13 protein-coding genes are annotated in these 16,569 nt (G+C 63.9%); 12 read left to right on the top strand and 1 reads right to left on the bottom strand.

What is annotated here, in order from left to right:
- Nucleotides 1-81 precede the first annotated feature (81 nt).
- The 7 genes from DKK67_RS04325 (at nucleotide 82) to DKK67_RS04295 (ending at nucleotide 7,381) form a co-directional block, all read left to right on the top strand.
- Complete coding sequence (locus DKK67_RS04325) at nucleotides 82-1,080, top strand: metalloregulator ArsR/SmtB family transcription factor (protein WP_111494740.1); 999 nt, start codon at nucleotides 82-84, stop codon at nucleotides 1,078-1,080.
- A gap of 97 nt (nucleotides 1,081-1,177) precedes the next feature.
- Nucleotides 1,178-2,368, top strand: coding sequence for a methionine adenosyltransferase (gene metK / locus DKK67_RS04320; protein WP_111494738.1), 1,191 nt, complete (start codon nucleotides 1,178-1,180; stop codon nucleotides 2,366-2,368).
- Between the two features lie 145 nt (nucleotides 2,369-2,513).
- Nucleotides 2,514-3,908, top strand: a complete 1,395-nt coding sequence (gene ahcY / locus DKK67_RS04315) for an adenosylhomocysteinase (RefSeq protein ID WP_111494736.1) — start codon at nucleotides 2,514-2,516, stop codon at nucleotides 3,906-3,908.
- A 98-nt stretch (nucleotides 3,909-4,006) separates the two neighbouring features.
- Entirely contained in the window at nucleotides 4,007-4,876 is an 870-nt protein-coding gene (gene metF / locus DKK67_RS04310) for a methylenetetrahydrofolate reductase [NAD(P)H] (protein ID WP_111494734.1), read from the top strand.
- 244 nt (nucleotides 4,877-5,120) lie between these two features.
- A complete protein-coding gene (locus tag DKK67_RS04305) occupies nucleotides 5,121-5,879 on the top strand; it encodes a transporter substrate-binding domain-containing protein (protein WP_111494732.1) in 759 nt (252 codons plus the stop codon).
- 71 nt (nucleotides 5,880-5,950) lie between these two features.
- A complete protein-coding gene (locus DKK67_RS04300) occupies nucleotides 5,951-6,622 on the top strand; it encodes an amino acid ABC transporter permease (RefSeq protein ID WP_111494730.1) in 672 nt (223 codons plus the stop codon).
- A 12-nt stretch (nucleotides 6,623-6,634) separates the two neighbouring features.
- Nucleotides 6,635-7,381: an amino acid ABC transporter ATP-binding protein gene (locus DKK67_RS04295; RefSeq protein ID WP_111494728.1), complete on the top strand. Its 747-nt coding sequence runs from the start codon at nucleotides 6,635-6,637 to the stop codon at nucleotides 7,379-7,381.
- Between the two features lie 276 nt (nucleotides 7,382-7,657).
- On the opposite strand, the gene DKK67_RS04290 is transcribed toward DKK67_RS04295, so the two are convergent.
- Complete coding sequence (locus DKK67_RS04290) at nucleotides 7,658-8,149, bottom strand: DUF2505 domain-containing protein (protein ID WP_111494726.1); 492 nt, start codon at nucleotides 8,147-8,149, stop codon at nucleotides 7,658-7,660.
- Between the two features lie 224 nt (nucleotides 8,150-8,373).
- Between DKK67_RS04290 and DKK67_RS04285 the strand changes: the two genes are divergently transcribed.
- The 5 genes from DKK67_RS04285 (at nucleotide 8,374) to DKK67_RS04265 (ending at nucleotide 16,404) form a co-directional block, all read left to right on the top strand.
- On the top strand, nucleotides 8,374-9,723 hold the full coding sequence (locus DKK67_RS04285; RefSeq protein WP_111494724.1) for an adenosylmethionine--8-amino-7-oxononanoate transaminase: 1,350 nt from the start codon (nucleotides 8,374-8,376) through the stop codon (nucleotides 9,721-9,723).
- Nucleotides 9,724-9,739: 16 nt separating this feature from the next.
- Nucleotides 9,740-10,483, top strand: coding sequence for a 16S rRNA (uracil(1498)-N(3))-methyltransferase (locus DKK67_RS04280; protein ID WP_111494722.1), 744 nt, complete (start codon nucleotides 9,740-9,742; stop codon nucleotides 10,481-10,483).
- Between the two features lie 108 nt (nucleotides 10,484-10,591).
- On the top strand, nucleotides 10,592-11,863 hold the full coding sequence (locus tag DKK67_RS04275; protein ID WP_162628737.1) for an efflux RND transporter periplasmic adaptor subunit: 1,272 nt from the start codon (nucleotides 10,592-10,594) through the stop codon (nucleotides 11,861-11,863).
- Nucleotides 11,856-15,014, top strand: a complete 3,159-nt coding sequence (locus DKK67_RS04270) for an efflux RND transporter permease subunit (RefSeq protein WP_228160508.1) — start codon at nucleotides 11,856-11,858, stop codon at nucleotides 15,012-15,014. Before DKK67_RS04275 ends, DKK67_RS04270 begins: the two co-directional genes overlap by 8 nt.
- Before the next feature lie 154 nt (nucleotides 15,015-15,168).
- Nucleotides 15,169-16,404 (top strand): DUF445 domain-containing protein, encoded by a 1,236-nt coding sequence (locus DKK67_RS04265; protein ID WP_111494716.1) that lies wholly within the window; start codon nucleotides 15,169-15,171, stop codon nucleotides 16,402-16,404.
- Nucleotides 16,405-16,569 lie beyond the last annotated feature (165 nt).

Here is a 16,569-nt window from a genome sequence, read left to right as displayed (position 1 = left end):
CCCCCGATCCAACCAACCTATATCAAAGTTTTTTGATATAGATATTGATTCCTCGCCGAAGCCTTCCTACACTTGCACCCCATGAACAGTATTGCCTCCATCGACTCCGAACTGTCGCCGTCACTGGATCAACTGGCGCCGGTCTTCAAGGCCAGCGGCGATCCGCTGCGCCTGGAAATTCTGCGCGTGCTGCAGCGGGACACCTTCGGCGTGATGGAGCTGAGCCAGATTTTCGGGGTTCGCCAGTCGGGCATGAGCCACCACCTGAAGGTGCTGGCCAAGGCCGGCCTGCTTGAGCCCCAGCGCGAAGGCAATGCCATTTTCTACCGTCGCCCGCTGCGCGCCCGCAGCCAGGAACTGACCGATCAGGCCGTGCGCCAGGTGTTTGCGCTGGTGGACCAGGTGGCCCTGCCGGATCACCTGAACGCGCGCATCCGCGAAGTACGTGACCAGCGGGCCGATCAGTCCCAGGCGTTCTTCGCGCGCCATGCGGAGCAGTTCCGCGAACAACAGGAACTGATCGCCGCGTTCGAGCACTACGCCGAGCCGGTCGCGGAACTGGTGCGTCAGAAGGCGGCCCAACTGAGTGGGCGGGACAGCCTGGAAATCGGCCCCGGCGAAGGCGCCTTTCTGGCGGAACTGAGCCGTTCGAGCAGGCAGGTGGTGGCGGTGGACAACTCCCGCGACATGCTGTCCCGGGCAAAGGTCGCGTGCGGCGAGGCCGGCCTGGACAACGTCGAGTTGATCGAAGGCACCACCGACCTGATCCGGGGCGGCCAGGCCGGCCGCTTCCAACTGGTGGTGGCCAATATGGTGCTGCACCACGTGCCCAACCCGGCGGATATTTTCGAGGATGCGGCGGCGCTGATGCGCGACGGCGGCTGCCTGATCATCAGCGACCTGTGCAGCCACGACCAGAACTGGGCGAAGGCCAACTGCGGCGACCTCTGGCTGGGCTTCGAGCCGGAAGAACTGACCGCTTGGGCGGAAGACGCCGGCCTGAGCACCGGTGAGACGCTTTTTATCGGTTTACGTAACGGTTTCCAGGTCCAGGTCCGTGAATTCTGGAAACACTCATGAGCGAAGCCCCGACGGGGATTCCGAACGATCATCAACACTGACCCATTAACCGGTTGCGGCGACTGAAACGCCGCCTGACAACAAGGAACCCGCAAGCATGTCTGACTACAGCATCTTCACGTCCGAGTCTGTATCCGAAGGTCATCCGGACAAACTGGCCGACCAGATTTCCGATGCCGTACTCGACACCATCCTGACCGAGGACCCCAATGCCCGCGTGGCGTGCGAAACCATGGTCAAGACCGGTGTGGCGATCGTCGGCGGCGAAATCACCACCTCCGCCTGGGTCGATCTGGAAGATCTGGTGCGCTCGGTGATCAAGGACATCGGCTACACCTCGTCCGACGTCGGCTTCGACGGCGACACCTGCGGTGTGATCAACATCATCGGCAAGCAGTCGGTGGATATCGCCCAGGGCGTGGACCGCCAGAAGCCGGAAGACCAGGGCGCCGGCGACCAGGGCCTGATGTTCGGCTACGCCAGCGACGAGACCGACGTACTGATGCCGGCGCCGATCTGCTACGCCCACCGTCTGGTGGAGCGCCAGGCGGAAGCGCGCAAGAACGGCCTGCTGCCGTGGCTGCGCCCGGACGCCAAGAGCCAGGTCACCTGCCGCTACGAGAACGGCCGTGTCACCGGCATCGACGCCATCGTCCTGTCCACCCAGCACGATCCCAACGTCAGCCAGGCGGACCTGAAAGAGGCCGTCATGGAGCTGATCGTCAAGAACGTCATTCCGGCGGAACTGCTGGACGAGCACACCAAGTTCCACATCAACCCGACCGGCAAGTTCGTGATCGGCGGTCCGGTGGGTGACTGTGGTCTGACCGGCCGCAAGATCATCGTCGACACCTACGGCGGTATGGCCCGCCACGGCGGCGGCGCCTTCTCCGGCAAGGACCCGTCCAAGGTCGACCGCTCCGCCGCCTACGCCGGCCGCTACGTTGCCAAGAACATCGTCGCCGCCGGCCTGGCCCAGCGTTGCGAGGTTCAGGTGTCCTACGCCATCGGCGTGGCCGAGCCGACGTCCATCTCGGTGAACACGTTCGGCACCGGCAAGATCGCCGACGACAAGATCATCCAGCTGGTGCGCCAGCACTTCGACCTGCGCCCGTATGCCATCACGCGCATGCTCGACCTGCAGCATCCGATGTACCGCGCCACCGCGGCCTACGGCCACTTCGGTCGCGATCCGTTCGAGATGACCGTCGGCGGCAAGACCTTCACCGCCTTCCCGTGGGAGAAGACGGACAGGGCAGCGGCGCTGAAGGATGACGCGGGCATCTGATTCCCGGCGCTTTAGCCACACCCTGTTAAAGCCCCTCGCCCCTCGCCCCTTGCGGGAGAGGGGTTTGGGGAGAGGGGAGCTATTAACGAATCCTCGCGTTGCGGCCAATGGCGCGGCAACGCAAACCGAACCAGGAGCACAGACAATGAGCACACCGGCCGAACAATTCAGCAGCGCAGCGGACTACAAGGTTCGCGACATTTCCCTGGCCGACTGGGGCCGCAAGGAAATCATGATCGCCGAAAGCGAAATGCCCGCGCTGATGGCCTTGCGCCACAAGTACAAGAGCGAACAGCCGCTCAAGGGCGCCAAAATCATGGGCTGTATCCACATGACCATCCAGACCGCCGTGCTGATCGAGACACTGGTGGAGCTGGGCGCCGAAGTGCGCTGGTCCTCGTGCAACATCTTCTCCACCCAGGATCACGCCGCCGCGGCCATCGCCGACCAGGGCGTGCCGGTCTTCGCCTGGAAGGGTGAGACCGACGAAGAGTACGACTGGTGCCTGGAGCGCACCGTCGGCGCCGACGTGGACGGCTGGGAGCCGAACATGGTACTGGACGACGGCGGCGACCTGACCGCCCTGCTGCACGACAAGTTCCCGGAAATCCTGGCCAACTGTCACGGCGTCACCGAGGAAACCACCACTGGCGTGCACCGCCTGCAGGAAATGCTGCGCGAAGGCACCCTGAAAGTCCCGGCGATCAACGTCAACGACTCCATCACCAAGTCCAAGAACGACAACAAGTACGGTTGTCGTCACAGCCTGAACGACGCCATCAAGCGCGCCACCGACCACCTGCTGTCCGGCAAGAAGGCGCTGGTTATCGGCTACGGCGATGTGGGCAAGGGGTCCGCGGCGTCCCTGCGTCAGGAAGGCATGATCGTGAAAGTCACCGAGGCGGATCCGATCTGCGCAATGCAGGCCTGCATGGATGGCTTCGAAGTGGTGTCCCCGTTCAACGGCGGCGTCAACACCGGCACTGAAGCCGGCGTCAACGCCGAGCTGCTGGGCAACACCGACCTGCTGGTGACCACCACCGGTAACGTCAACGTGTGCGACGCCAACATGCTCAAGGCCCTCAAGGCCGGCGCGGTGGTCTGCAATATCGGCCACTTCGACAACGAAATCGACACCGCCTTCATGCGCAAGCAGTGGGAATGGGAAGAGATCAAGCCGCAGGTGCACCTGATCCACCGCGACAAGGCCGCCGGCGACTACCTGATCCTGCTGTCCGAGGGCCGTCTGGTGAACCTGGGCAACGCCACTGGTCACCCGTCGCGCATCATGGACGGCTCTTTCGCCAACCAGGTGCTGGCACAGATGTACCTGTTCGAGCGTCGCTTCGCCGACCTGCCAGAAGACGCCCGCGCCAAGGGCGTCTACGTCCAGGTCCTGCCCAAGCAGCTGGACGAGGAAGTGGCCCGCGCCATGGTGGAAGGCTTCGGCGGCACCATCACCAAGCTGACACCGGACCAGGCCAAGTACATCGGCGTCGATGTGGAAGGCCCGTTCAAGCCGGAAAGCTACAAGTACTGAGGCCCTGACGGGGGCGGCGTCCACACGGCGCCGCCTGACCCTGAAGTACGGCACCGCCTGTCTCGCAAGGGCGGTGTCGTCAGCAACAGAGCAGAACCATGGAATCCCAGAAACAATTCAAACGACGCTTCAGCTTCGAGTTTTTCCCACCCAAGACCGACCAGGGCAAGGAAAAGCTGCAGACGGTCCGCAACCAGCTGGCTGAAGTGAACCCGGACTTCTTCTCCGTGACCTTCGGTGCCGGCGGCTCCACCCGCGACCGCACCATCGACACCGTGCTGAGCCTGCACAAACAGGGCATCTCCACGGCGCCGCACCTGTCCTGCGTGGGCGGCACCCGGGAGAGCATTGCCGAGCTGCTGGACCTGTACAAGGAAAACGGCGTCAACCGCATCGTGGCCCTGCGCGGCGACCTGCCCTCAGGCATGGGCGCAGCCGGCGAACTGCGTTACGCCAACGAGCTGGTGAGTTTCATCCGCGAGCACACCGGCGACACCTTCAACATCGAAGTAGCGGCCTACCCGGAGTTCCATCCGCAAGCCCCCAGCGCCGAGGATGACCTGAAGAACTTCGCACGCAAGGTGGAGGCCGGTGCCAACAGCGCCATCACCCAGTACTTCTTCAACGCCGACAGCTATTTCTACTTCATCGACCGCCTGGAGAAGATGGGGATCACCATTCCGGTGGTGCCGGGCATCATGCCCATCGTCAACTTCTCCAACCTGGCGCGTTTCTCCGAGATGTGCGGCGCGGAAATCCCGCGCTGGATCCGCAAGCAGCTGGAAGCCTATGGCGACGACAGCGACAGCATCCGCCAGTTCGGCGAGGAAGTCGTTACCCGCATGTGCGAGAAGCTGCTCGACGCCGGCGCGCCTGGCCTGCACTTCTATACACTGAACCAGGCCACCGCCAGCGTGAACATCTGGAACAACCTGGGCCTGGCGGATCGCGACAAGATCGCGTTCTGAGTGACTGACCCGACCCAGCACCTTTCGCCCGGACGAATCCATTTCTCCGGGCAATTTCCTTGCCAGAATCCTTGGCCATTAGACCTTTGTCTAAAGCATCAAAATTGACTTTTAATGCGACTTCCCCTCATGGTCTAAACTAGTTCGATCGGGAGAAATCCCCGTCCATCATGGGACTTGCGGTCTCGTGATGCCGTTGCCACAAGCAGGATCGGACATTCAAAAAAAGAAACCAGGAGGATCTATGAGCACCAAATGGCTGAAGACCGTGAGTGCAACCGTCGCCCTGACCCTGGGCTCAACAATGGTCAGCGCAGAGACCCTGCGGGCCGTCACCGACCCGAGCTTCGTACCCTTTGAGATGATGGACCAGGAATCCGGCGAGATGGTCGGTTTCGATATGGACATCCTCGCCGAAGTCGCCAAGCGCGCCGGCTTCGACTACGAGCTGAACACCATGGACTTCAACGGTATTATCCCGGCCCTGCAAACCGGTAACGTCGACATTGCCCTGGCCGGCATCACCATCACCGAAGAGCGTGAGAAGATTGTCGACTTCTCCGACCCGTACTACGACTCCGGCCTGCGTCTGCTGGTCAAGAGCAGCGACGACTCCATCAAGACCGTCGACGACCTGGAAGGCAAGAAGGTCGGCACCAAGATCGGCAGCACCAGCTACGACTACCTGACCAAGAACATCGAGGACGATGACGGCGTTACCCCGTATCCGGGCAGTGCCGACATGTACATGGCCCTGATGTCCGGCAGCGTGGACGCGGTCTTCTACGACGCGCCGAACGTTGGCTACTTCGCCCGCACCAAAGGCAAGAACCGCGTCACCACCGTCGGCCCGCTGTACGAAGGCCAGCAGTACGGTATCGCCCTGAAGAGCGGCAGCGAGTGGCTCGACGAAGTCAATGACGCCCTGGCCGCCATGAAAGAGGACGGCACCTACAAAGAGATTTACGAGAAGTGGTTCGGCCCGATGCCGGAAGACATGTAAATCCCACGACCAGGCGCAGGGTATCGCGAGGTGCCCTGCGTTTTTTTGTTTAAGCACTGGAGAAAATCATCGTGGAATCCGGCTTTCAATTCGATTGGAGCGCCGCCATTGGCTCGGTGCCCTATCTGTTAAAAGGCATTCCCTACACCCTGCTCATTTCCTTTGGCGGCCTGCTGATCGGCTTCGCCATCGGGATTGTCATGGGTCTGGCCAGTATCAGCCGCAATCGCCTGCTACGCTGGCCCGCCACCGCCTACATCGAAATCTTCCGGGGCACGCCTATCCTGGTGCAGGTCCTGTTCATCTTCTACGGTCTGCCGGACATCGTCGGCGGCCCGATCAACGCGCTGACCGCAGGCATCGCCGCCATCGCGCTCAACTCCGGCGCCTACATTTCGGAAGTCGTTCGCGGCGGCGTCCAGTCCATCGACAAGGGCCAGAGCGAAGCCGGCCTGTCCCTGGGGCTGTCCCGCTCGCAGACCTTCTGGTCGGTCGTCTGGCCTCAGGCCCTGCGCCGGATGATTCCGCCGCTGGGTAACCAGGCCATCGTCAGCATCAAGGACACGTCCCTGTTCTCCGTCATCGGCGTGGGCGAGCTGGTCCGTCAGGGCCAGATCTACATCGCCACCACCTTCACCGCATTCGAGGTGTACTTCATGGTGGCCCTGCTCTATCTCGCCATCACCCTGACGCTCTCGTTCCTGCTTCGTCTTGCGGAGCGGCGCGGACTGGCATCGACCTGACGGAGGCTGACCATGGAAAAGATCGTGCGCATGCAGCGCCTGAACAAGTTCTTCGGCTCGCACCATGTCCTCAAGGACATTGATCTGGAGGTGCAACCGGGGGAAGTCGTGGTCGTCATCGGCGCCAGCGGCTCCGGCAAGTCCACCCTGATCCGTTGCGTCAACGGACTGGAGGAGTACGAATCCGGCGAGCTGGTGGTCGACCAGCAACCGCTGGCCCCGAAAGGCGGCAACCAGAAATCCCTGGCCGCGATCCGCAAGGAAGTGGGCATGGTGTTCCAGCAGTTCAATCTGTTCCCGCACCTGACGGTGAAACAGAACATCATGCTGGCACCGATGAAGGTCAAGGAGACCAACAAGCGCGCCGCCGAGGCTACCGCCATGAAGCTGCTGGACCGGGTGGGCATCGCCAACCAGGCGGAGAAATACCCAACCCAGCTGTCCGGCGGCCAGCAACAACGTGTGGCCATTGCCCGGGCACTGGCCATGGAGCCGCGCCTGATGCTGTTCGACGAACCGACCTCGGCGCTGGACCCGGAGATGATCGGCGAAGTGCTGGACGTCATGCGGGAACTGGCCAAGGAAGGGATGACCATGATGGTCGTGACCCATGAAATGGGCTTTGCCCGGGAAGTGGCGGACCGCGTCATCTACATCCACGGCGGCCAGATCGTCGAGGAAGGCAAGCCCCAGGACGTGTTCGACAACCCGCAGAACGAGCGGACCCAGTCGTTCCTGTCGCGGGTCCTCAAGCACTGATGCGTTGCTTCGAGCCGCATCAAAAAAGGGAGCCGTCGGGCTCCCTTTTTCGTCTGGCGGCCACCGTCACGTCGACGATGGTTCCGCCGACGATGGCCCCACGTAGCCGAAGCCTCAGCTTCGGAGCAGGCCAAAGGCCTGCCGATACCTCCCCACGCTTCCGTCCAGCCGCCAGCCGCTTCCGGCAGGCGTTCAAAACTCATCAAAAAGACGGGCCCATTAACGGCGCCTCCGAAGCTAAAGCTCCGGCTACATTGGACTCCCTCGCCTCAACGCTCAGCGCAATAAGCCGCGCGTAGCGTCGTATTCCTGCTCCAGCTTGTAGCGCATGTCGTCCACCAGGAACTGGGCGATTTTCTTGCCCAGGAACGGCACGTCGCAATACACGTCGAGAGACACGTGATTGGCGCTCACCGCGCCGTTGCCCTTGAGCTGCATGTTGCCGTGAATCTTCGCCGGCACCCCGTCGATGCGGACCCGGAACTCACAGTGCCACTCGGTCGCATCCTTGCGGAACCAGTGCTCTTCCTGGCGCACCGAGTTCCATTCCCGATGAAACGCCGACAACGCCCCCGGCACCTTCACCGACGTGGTCATCTCCCGCTCCACCACCAGCTTGCCAGCGCTGTCATCGCGTTGGTTCTCGCGCACCGCCACATTGCGATGGCCCAGACGTTCATTCTTGGCCCGAATGTGATTCTCGTCGAAAAATGCGTCCAATACCGTATCGAGACGAGCCTCGTACGGATGCACCACATCAAACTTCATGCTGTGCCTCCCTTGTTGTTGGTGTTTTTCGACATCATCGCCGCATCCAGAGCTTTCGGCATTGGCCGCCGTCGAGGCGCCCCTGGGCAACAGGGCCATGCTGTTAACCAACTCATCCTTTTTGGTTAACCTCTGGCGCATACCCCATCCCGGCCAGTATGATGGCGCCCTGATATGGTTGATGGTCCGGGTGCTACGGAGCCCGGCTGACAGAGGAGAACACCATGCGCAACGCCGATCTCGTCAAGCGGGACCTGAAATCCGTCTGGCACCCCTGCACCCAGATGAAAGACCACGAAAGCCTGCCGCTGATCCCGATCAAGCGCGGCGAAGGGGTCTGGCTGGAGGACTTTGAAGAGAACCGCTACATCGACGCGGTCAGCTCCTGGTGGGTCAACCTGTTCGGCCACGCCAACCCGCGCATCAACGCCGCCATCCGCGAGCAGACCGAACAGCTCGAACACGTCATCCTGGCCGGGTTCAGCCACGAGCCGGTGGTTCGCCTGTCCGAGCGCCTGATCGAAGTCACCCCGGAAGGGCTGAACAAGTGCTTCTACGCCGACAATGGCTCCTCCGCCATCGAAGCGGCGCTGAAGATGAGCTATCACTACTGGCGCAACCACGGCAAACCGGGCAAGAAGAACTTCGTCAACCTGGGCAACAGCTACCACGGCGAAACCCTGGGCGCCCTGGCCCTGGGCGACGTGTCCCTGTACAAGGACACCTACGAGCCACTGCTGATGGAAGTGATCACCGCGCCCTCTCCGGACGCCTTCAATCGCGAGCCGGGCGAAAGCTGGGAAGATTACGCCCTGCGCCAGTTCGAGGCGATGGACAGGATCCTCGCCGAGCAGCACGAGGAAATCTGCGCCGTGGTGGTCGAGCCGCTGATCCAGTGCGCCGGCGGCATGCGCATGCACCACGCCATCTACCACAAGAAACTGCGCGAAGCCTGTGACAAGTACGGCGTGCACCTGATCGCCGACGAGATCGCCGTGGGCTTCGGCCGCACCGGAACGATGTTCGCCTGCGAGCAGTCCGGCATCACCCCGGACTTCATGTGTCTTTCCAAGGGCCTGACCGCCGGCTACCTGCCGCTGTCCGTGGTGCTCACCACCGACAACGTCTACGACGCCTTCTACGACGACTACGAGACCATGCGGGCCTTCCTGCACTCCCACAGCTACACCGGCAACCCCATCGGATGCGCGGTGGCCCTGGCCACGCTGGACATCTTCCGCGACGACCACGTGATCGAGAACAACCAGCGCCTGGCCCGGTGCATGGGCGAGTCGGTAGCGCACCTGGCCGACCACCCCAACGTCGGCGATATCCGCCAGCACGGCATGACCCTGGGCATCGAGATGGTCAAGGACAAGGCCAGCAAGACGCCCTTCCCCTGGCAGGAACGGCGCGGCATCCGGGTCTACCGCCACTCGCTCACCCGCCAGGCCCTGTTGCGGCCGCTAGGCAACGTGGTCTACTTTATGCCGCCATACATCATTACCGAGGAGCAGATCCGGCATCTGGCCCAGGTCGCCACCGAAGGCATCGAGATCGCGGTGCGCGACTGACCGACCGGACACCACCATGCGCATTCCCAGGATCTACACCCCGGCGGCCCTGACCGCCGGCGCGGACATTGAGCTCGACGATCACGCCGCCAACCACGTGGGCCGGGTACTGCGCATGCAGCCGGAGCAGTCGATCGAACTGTTCAACGGCGACGGTCGGGACTATCCTGCAATCCTGACGGACGTGGGCAAAAGGCACGTGCGGGCGCGGCTGGGCGAACCGGTGACCAATGCCAGCGAGTCGCCGCTGCAGGTGCATCTGGGCCAGGTGTTGTCGCGGGGGGATCGCATGGACTTCGCTATCCAGAAAAGTGTGGAAATGGGCGTGGCCCGCATTACCCCGCTGGTCAGCGAACGCTGCGAGGTGAAACTCAAGGGCGACCGCGAGGACAAACGCCTGCGCCACTGGCAGCAGGTGGCGATCAGCGCCGCCGAGCAATGCGGCCGGGCCCGGGTACCGACCATCGAGCCGGTGGCGAATCTCGACGACTGGTTCCGCCAGACCGTCGAGGACGACCTGCGCCTGGTGCTGCACCACCGTACCGAGAAGTCCCTGGCCGGGCTCGATACGCCGCAGCGGATGGCCTTGCTGGTGGGTCCGGAAGGCGGCCTCAGCGCCGAGGAAATTGCCCGCGCCGAAGACGCCGGCTTCCTGCCCGCCGCGCTCGGCCCGAGGGTCCTGCGTACTGAAACCGCGCCGGTGGCGGCCCTCGCCATCTGTCACTGGCTCTGGGGAGATGGCCAGTCCCCGGGTGCCTGACCGGGCACGCCAAAACAGGCCACAATAACGCACCAGAACCACCATAACGAACAAGAAAAGGCGGGCCTCCAACCCGCGCCACAGCCATCGTTGCAGAGAGATCCGTCCGTGCGACAGTCCATGGGTACATCGGGCCGCAAGCGTTACCTGCTGCCCCTGCTGCTGGTCGTTATCGCCAGCGCCGTGATCGCGCTGCTGGTGGCCACGCGCCCCTCGCCACCGGAAACGCCGGCCGCTGAAAAAAGCTGGCCAGTCCAGGCCGCCACCATCGAATCGGCTTCCCGCTCCCCCCAACTGCGCCTGCTGGGCCGCATCGAAACCCCGTTCCAGTCGACCCTGAGTGCGGCGGTCACCGCCGACGTCGCCCGGCTGCCCCGGCTGGAAGGCCAGCGCGTGACCCAGGGCGACGTCATGATCGAGCTGGACGCCGCCGAAGTGCGCCTGCTGGTGGACCAGCGCGAGGCCGACGTGGCGGAACTGGAAAGCCAGATCGAGCAGGAACGCAACCAGTACCGGGCCGACCAGCGCCTGCTGGAACGGGAACGCTCGCTGGTGGCTCTGGCGCAACGCTCGCTGGAGCGGGAACAGCGACTGTCGGAGTCCAACCTGAACAGCCAGGCGCGCATGGATCAGACCCGGGAAGCGGTGCAGGCGGCGGAGATCTCGCTGGTTAACCGCGAGCTCGCGGTGGCCAACCACGACAGCCGCCTCAAGGCCCTGCAGGCCCGGCTGGAGCGGGCCCAGGCGCTGCTGTCACAGGCCCGCCTGGATCTCGATCGCACCCGCATTCGCGCCCCGTTTGCCGGGGTAATCACCGCCATCGACGTCAGCCCCGGCGAACGGGTCCGGCCCGGCGAACCGCTGCTGAGTCTTTACGCCGACGACGCCCTGGAAATCCGCGCCCAGGTGCCCATGCCGCACATCGGGCCGATCCAGTCAGCCCTGGCTGCGGGGCAGTCCCTGCGCGCCACCACCGAACTGGGCGGCGACACGCGGCCCCTGACGCTGCAACGCCTGTCCGGACAGGTCAACCGCGGTGCCGGCGGCGTGGACGCCCTGTTCCGCTTTCGCGGCGAGACGCCCGACGCCGCCCTCAACCGCACCCTGGACGTGATCCTGGAGCTACCCGCGCAGCCGGACCTGTTCTCGGTGCCGGTCGCGGCGCTCTACGACGAGCGCACCCTGTTCCGCATCCAGGAGGGACGGCTGGAATCGCTGGACGTGGAGGTCGTCGGCACCCACTTCAACAGCGACCGCCAGCACCTGCTGATACGCTCGTCGCACCTGACCGACGGCGACCGCATCCTCACCACCCAGTTGCCCAACGCCATCGGCGGGCTGCGGGTGGATGTGCGGTCCCCGGAGACGGACGGTGACTGATCCGCACGGCCTCCACCGGCGCGACCTGCTGGGCCGTTTCGCCCAGCACCGGGTCGCCGCCAACCTGCTGATGCTGATCCTGCTGCTGGCCGGCATCTACGCGCTGACGGGCCTCAACCGCCAGTTTTTCCCCAACTTCGCCACCGACTTCATCACCGTGCGCGTGGTCTGGCCCGGTGCCAGCGCCGAGGACGTGGCACGGTCGATCACCACACCGCTGGAGCAGGAGCTGCGCAACCTCGATAACGTCAAGGAAATGCGCTCCACCTCGTCGGTGGGCTACAGCAGCATCGTGATCGAGTATGAAGAAAACTCGGACATGGGCATCGCTCTGGATCAGGTCAACGAACACGTCGGGCTGGTCCGCAACCTGCCCAGCGACGCCGAGCGCCCGGAGGTCAGCAAATACATCCGCAACGAGCCCATCGCCAGCCTAATCCTGACCGGCCCGGTGCGGCTGGAGGCCCTGCGTCCGCTGGCCTACCGCTTCGAGGACGAGCTGCTCGACCGGGGCGTGGCCAAGGTGGAGATGACCGGCTTGCCGGAGCGGGAAATCGCCATCGAGGTGCCCAGCGCCGCCATCGGCGATCTTGGGCTGTCCCTGCCGCAGCTGGGCCAGCGCGTGGTGGGACAGAGCCAGGACATCCCCGCCGGCACCGTCGGCGACGAGGAATCCGCCCGCGAGATCCGCAGTCTGGAGAAAGGCCGTACGGCATCGCAGTTTTTGGACATGCCCATCATCACCACCGCCGACGGTCGACGCCTGACCCTGGGCGACGTCGCCGATGTAACGCTGCGGCCCAAGGATAACGCGGTGGAATTGTTCTACCAGGGCCAGCCCGCCGTTCTGATGCAGCTGCAGCGAGCGGAGACCAGCGACGCCCTGGATTCCGCCGGCACCATGCTCGACTGGCTCGACCAGACCCGCCCCGACCTGCCCGAGGGCGTGCAGCTGATCACGTTCGACGAGAACTACGAGCTGATCGTCGAGCGCATCAACCTGCTGCTCAAGAACGGCCTCGGTGGGCTGATCCTGGTGGTGGGCATCCTGTTCGTGTTCCTCAACGGGCGCATCGCCTTCTGGGTGGCGGCGGGGATTCCCATCTCGTTCATGGGCACCCTGGCGATCCTCTGGTTCAACGGCGGCAGCATCAACATGGTCAGCCTGTTTGCTCTGATCATGGCGCTGGGCATCATCGTCGACGACGCCATCGTGGTGGCTGAAGACGCCATGACCCACTACCAGAAAGGCGAAGGCCCGCTGCAGGCCGCCGAGGGCGGCGCCCGTCGGATGCTGGTGCCGGTGATGAGCTCGTCGCTGACCACGGTGGCCGCCTTTCTGCCGCTGATGCTGGTCAGCGGCATCATCGGCCAGATCCTGCGGGACATTCCGTTCGTGGTGATCTGCGTGATCATCGCCTCGCTGATCGAGAGTTTCCTGATCCTGCCGGGCCACCTGCGCGCGACCTTCCAGCGTCACCACCATCGCCGCGACAAACCGCTACGCGAGCGCCTGGATCGTGCCTTCAACCGCTTCCGCGACCACCGGTTCCGGCCGCTTGCCGAATGGAGCCTGAACAACCGCCTCACCGTGCTGGTGGCCACCGCCTGTGTACTGGGACTGTGTGTGACCGTGGTGGCCACCGGCCACGTGCGCTTCACCTTCTTCCCCACGCCGGAATCCACCCGCATCGTCGCCAGCGTGAAGTTCGCCGCCGGCACACCGCCTTCCGAGGTGAAAGCCTACGGCCGGCGCATGGAAGAGGCTCTCTGGCAGACCAACGAACGACTCAAGACGGGCCGCGACCGGGACGACGATCTGGTCAAGGTGGCGGTGCTGGAAATGAATCGCGGTTCCTTTGACGGCGGGCGCAGCACCGAACGCGGCGAGCAGTACGCCATGGTATCCGTCGAGCTGATCGCCCCGGATGCGCGCGAGGTGCGCAACCCGCAGTTCATCGGCGCCTGGCGCGAAACCCTTCCGCAGCGGGCGGGCATCGAGCAACTGTCGATCACCAGCCCCCAGGGCGGCCCGCCGGGCAAGCCGCTGGACGTGTTCATCACCGGTGCCGACGCCAGCACTCTGAAACAGGCGGCGGAAGACCTGAAATCCTCCCTGCGCGGCTACTCCGGTCTCAACGACATCCTCGATGATTTGCCGTGGGGCAAACAGCAGTATGTCTTCACCCTGACGCCGCTGGCCCAGTCCCTGGGGCTGACCGTCGACGATGTGGGCCGCCAGATGCGCGCGGCGCTGGACGGGCAGCTATTGCAGGTGTTTTACGACAGCCACGACGAGGTGGAAGTGCGCATCATGCTGCCGCGCCGGGAACGCGATCTGCAGCAGACCCTGGACACCCTGCCCATCGTCACGCCCGACGGGGCCACCACGCCGCTGGCCAACATCATCCGGCTGGAATCCCGTCGCGGGCTGGCGCTGCTGCGGCACACCGACGGCCAGCTCGGGGTCCACGTCACCGCCGATGTGGACCCGGAAGTCACCAACGCCAACCAGGTGGTGGCGGACCTTCAGGCGGACGTGATCCCGGAACTGCAAAGTCGCTACGGCGTGCTTACCCGTTTCGAGGGCAAGGCCGAGGAACAGCGGGAGACGGGTGAAGATATGCTGTCCGGGGCGGCGATCGGGCTGGCGCTGATCTACATCATCCTGGCCTGGGTGTTTTCAGCCTACAGCTGGCCGCTGGCGGTGATGATCGCCATTCCCTTTGGTCTGTGCGGTGCCATTCTCGGCCACCTGCTGCTGGGTATCGACCTGACCATCCTGTCTCTGTTCGGCATGTTCGGGCTGTCGGGTATCGTCATCAACGATTCCATCATCCTGGTGACCTTCTACCAGTCCCTGCGCGAGGGCGGCATGCCGGCGCGGGAAGCCCTGGTGGAAGCCGCCTGCCAGCGCCTGCGCGCGGTCCTGCTCACATCCCTGACCACCATCGGCGGCTTGCTGCCATTGCTGTTCGAAACCTCCCTGCAGGCCCAGTTCCTGATCCCCATGGCGGTCAGCATCGCCTTCGGCCTGGCGGTGGGCACGGTACTAATCCTGCTGGTGGTGCCGGTGCTGCTGTCGCTGATCGAGAGCGCTACCGCGCGCCTGCGGCGGGACGCGGCAGCGGAGTCGCCCTCCGGCCACTGATCCTGCTGACCGGCATGCGACGCGGCAGCGTCATTGACACCGGCCCGGGGGCCACAGAAGATGATTCCGGCCCAGGCTGCGCAGCTACAACGATGCGGCGCCGAACCAGAAGAACGCAAAGAGACAGAACGATCACGGACCGACGAGACGCTACATGACCGACCTGCTGCACCGCCCCGAGTTCTGGCAATACCTCAGCATTCCCGTGATTGCCGCGCTGATCGGCTGGGTCACCAACTGGCTGGCCATCAAGATGACCTTCTACCCGCTGGAATTCGTCGGCGCGCGGCCCATCTGGGGCTGGCAGGGCATCATCCCCTCCAAGGCGCGCAAGATGGCCGCCAAGAGCGTGGACGCGACCATCTCCAAGATCGGCACGGTGCAGGAGATCTTCCAGCAGATCGACCCGGAAGTGCTGGGCGAGTACGTGATCCAGACCGTCGAACCGCGCACCGAGGAATACGTCGACGAGCTCATGCTGCGGGAGTACCCCACCTTCTGGGAGAATCTGCCCCAGTCCGCCCGCAACATGGTGTACGAGCGGGTGCGCAAGGCCATTCCCGGCCTGGTCGGCAACCTGGTGGACGACCTCTCCGCCAACATCGAGGGGCTGCTGGACATCAAGGGGATGGTCATCGACCAGTTGGCCCGGGACAAGCGCCTGCTCAACCGCATCTTCCTCGAGTGCGGCGAGAAGGAGTTCCGCTTCATCGTCAATTCAGGCCTCTACTTCGGTTTCCTCTTCGGCCTGGTGCAGATGGCCGTGTGGTACGTCTACCAGGCCTGGTGGGTGCTCCCGTTCTTCGGTCTGCTGGTGGGCTGGGCCACCAACTGGATTGCGTTGAACGTGATCTTCCGCCCCCTGCATGAGCACACCGTGGGGCCGGTGCGGATCCAGGGGCTGTTCCTCAAGCGCCAGCGCGAAGTGGCCGATTCCTTCTGCCACATCGTCACCCATGAAATCCTGACCGTGGGCAACATCATCAACGCCGTGCTCAACGGCCCCAACGGCGCACGCGCCCAGAACATGGTGAAGAAGCACATCAAGCCGCTGGTGGACGAAACCGCCGGCATGGGCAAAGCCCTGACCCAGATGGCCTTCGGGCCCACCGGCTTCGCCACCCTCAAGCAGCAGGTGGGTGAAAAGGCGCTGCAGATTTCCGCCACCTCCTTCCACAACCCGGTGTTCGAGAAAGACCGCGCCGAGGCGGTGGAGAGCATCATGGTCGAGCGCATGGTGGCGCTCAGCTCGGAAGAGTTCCAGGACCTGCTGCGGCCCTGCTTCCAGGAAGACGAGATCAAGCTGATCCTGGTGGGGGCCGCCCTGGGTTTTGCGGCGGGTGTGGCTCAGTTCGTGTTTGTCTTCGGGGAGCGCCTGGCCGGATTCTGAGTGGGCGCGATTAGCCGGAAGCCGCATTGTTCGCACGCAGAATCTGTCGCACTATTTGACGGACTGTGACGATTCGAATCGTTCGCGATGCTATCCTGAAAACAGCGGCTGGCGGTTGCCGACCAGTGGCTGACAAGAGCAATAAAGGCTTCCGAGGTCCAACGA

Source organism: Marinobacter bohaiensis (genome assembly GCF_003258515.1).
Taxonomy (GTDB): Bacteria; Pseudomonadota; Gammaproteobacteria; order Pseudomonadales; family Oleiphilaceae; genus Marinobacter_A; species Marinobacter_A bohaiensis.
Note: the sequence above shows the minus strand (reverse complement) of the source record. Positions and strands in the feature narration are given on the sequence as shown.

Excerpts from the sequence above, each read along its gene's own strand:
- DKK67_RS04325 (WP_111494740.1), top strand. The coding sequence starts at position 82 with ATGAACAGTATTGCCTCCATCGACTCCGAACTGTCGCCGTCACTGGAT.
- metK (WP_111494738.1), top strand. The coding sequence starts at position 1,178 with ATGTCTGACTACAGCATCTTCACGTCCGAGTCTGTATCCGAAGGTCAT.
- ahcY (WP_111494736.1), top strand. The coding sequence starts at position 2,514 with ATGAGCACACCGGCCGAACAATTCAGCAGCGCAGCGGACTACAAGGTT.
- metF (WP_111494734.1), top strand. The coding sequence starts at position 4,007 with ATGGAATCCCAGAAACAATTCAAACGACGCTTCAGCTTCGAGTTTTTC.
- DKK67_RS04305 (WP_111494732.1), top strand. The coding sequence starts at position 5,121 with ATGAGCACCAAATGGCTGAAGACCGTGAGTGCAACCGTCGCCCTGACC.
- DKK67_RS04295 (WP_111494728.1), top strand. The coding sequence starts at position 6,635 with ATGGAAAAGATCGTGCGCATGCAGCGCCTGAACAAGTTCTTCGGCTCG.
- DKK67_RS04290 (WP_111494726.1), bottom strand. The coding sequence starts at position 8,149 with ATGAAGTTTGATGTGGTGCATCCGTACGAGGCTCGTCTCGATACGGTA.
- DKK67_RS04285 (WP_111494724.1), top strand. The coding sequence starts at position 8,374 with ATGCGCAACGCCGATCTCGTCAAGCGGGACCTGAAATCCGTCTGGCAC.
- DKK67_RS04280 (WP_111494722.1), top strand. The coding sequence starts at position 9,740 with ATGCGCATTCCCAGGATCTACACCCCGGCGGCCCTGACCGCCGGCGCG.
- DKK67_RS04265 (WP_111494716.1), top strand. The coding sequence starts at position 15,169 with ATGACCGACCTGCTGCACCGCCCCGAGTTCTGGCAATACCTCAGCATT.